General features: G+C 38.0%; 1 protein-coding gene. It reads left to right on the top strand.

The annotated features are described in order from the left end of the window. Positions 1-1443 (top strand): IS66 family transposase (tnpC, locus tag ACRDDY_RS12895; protein ID WP_438565350.1); only part of this gene is annotated, 1443 nt, incomplete at its 5' end. Positions 1444-1537: the final 94 nt, after the last annotated feature.

Raw genomic sequence — 1537 nt, 5'->3', positions numbered from 1 at the left:
ATAGCCAATCTAACTGCTACTGTCAATTCTCTTCAAGAGGCCTTACTTGCCAAGAACAAAGATTTGGGAAAGAAAGGCGTTCAAATAAAAGGTCTCTCAAAGATTTTATGTAACAAATCCGAAAAGCAAACTGATCTTGCTCCTGAGGCAACTGAAGTTCAAATAGCCCCAACACCAAAAGAAAGAGGTAATAACGGAGCAAAAAGAAAGATGCATTATAATCTGGAGGTTTTATATACAGATTGCTACCCTCCAATACCCGGACTTGACCCTGCTAAATTTAGTGAGCTGAATTGCAAAGAGATTATTCGTTATGAGTATAAACCCTGTCGGTTTATCAAGCATGTATACAAAGTGTATTGTTGCCGTGTCAATGGAAGTCTGGTTAGAGGTGAAGCTCCCGCTGCGCCCATCTTTAATTCTAACTATGACGGATCATTCATCGCCGGAATAGCTCAGCTACGTTATATTTACTCTATGAGTGTTGAGAGAATAGTCAAGTTCTTTAATGAAAGTGGTTTTGAGCTGAAAAAGCCAACAGCCCACGGATTACTCAAAAAGGCAGCCGATATACTTGAAAATCTCTACAAAGCATCACTGATGGCTGTATTAGAATCACCATATATCAGCGGGGATGAGTCTTATCATACCGTCTTATTGGATAAGGGAAGTCGAAAGGGTTATATATGGGGATTACACTCCCAAACAAGCCGGCTTATTCACTTCTTCTTCGAGAATGGATCACGATCAGCCGATGTGCTGCATAAGAGATTGGATGGTTACAAAGGAACAATACAGAGTGATGGATATAGTCCTTACAAAGCATTAGAGACAGGGCAGTTTCCTGATATAAAACGAATCGCCTGTTTCCAGCATGTGAAGCGTAAGTTTATTGATGCGAATGAAGATCCAAAAGCTCAGCATATTGTTAACCTGATCAATAAACTGTATCAGGCAGAGCACAAACATAAAATAGGGATAAATAATTGGACTGTTGAAGACAACTACGCATATAGGCAGCAATATTATCCACCTATAATGACTGAAATAAAGAAAGAGTTATTGAGTATTAAGAACTCTTCGGATTATATCAAAAGCAGTGATCTGGGTAAAGCTGTAGAGTATATGCTGAATGAGTGGAATGCTCTTGTAGATATATTCTCCGAGGGAGCGTATAATTTAGATAACAATCTAATCGAACAATGCAATAGATACATATCCTTATCAAGACGTAACTCTTTATTCTTTGGAAGTAATAAAGGGGCTGAAAGAGGTGCATTGTTTTATACTTTAGCCGTCTCATGCAGAAATAACAAAATAAACTTTCTGGAATACATGACGGATATATTAAATAAAGCAGCACTTTTACCACCAAATACCAAACTTGAAGTATACAGAGATATGCTTCCTGATAAATGGAAAAAAGAAGCTAAGGTTGAATAAAATCAATCTTGGCTTCTTTTTTTGTTAAGGAATCTTTCTTGGAGACGCTTACTGCGTTGTTTACCAACAATCCCGAAACGGGGATCTTCCGTAT

The organism is Clostridium sp. (assembly GCF_051656525.1).
Classification (GTDB): domain Bacteria; phylum Bacillota; class Clostridia; order Clostridiales; family Clostridiaceae; genus Clostridium.
Note: the sequence above shows the minus strand (reverse complement) of the source record. Positions and strands in the feature narration are given on the sequence as shown.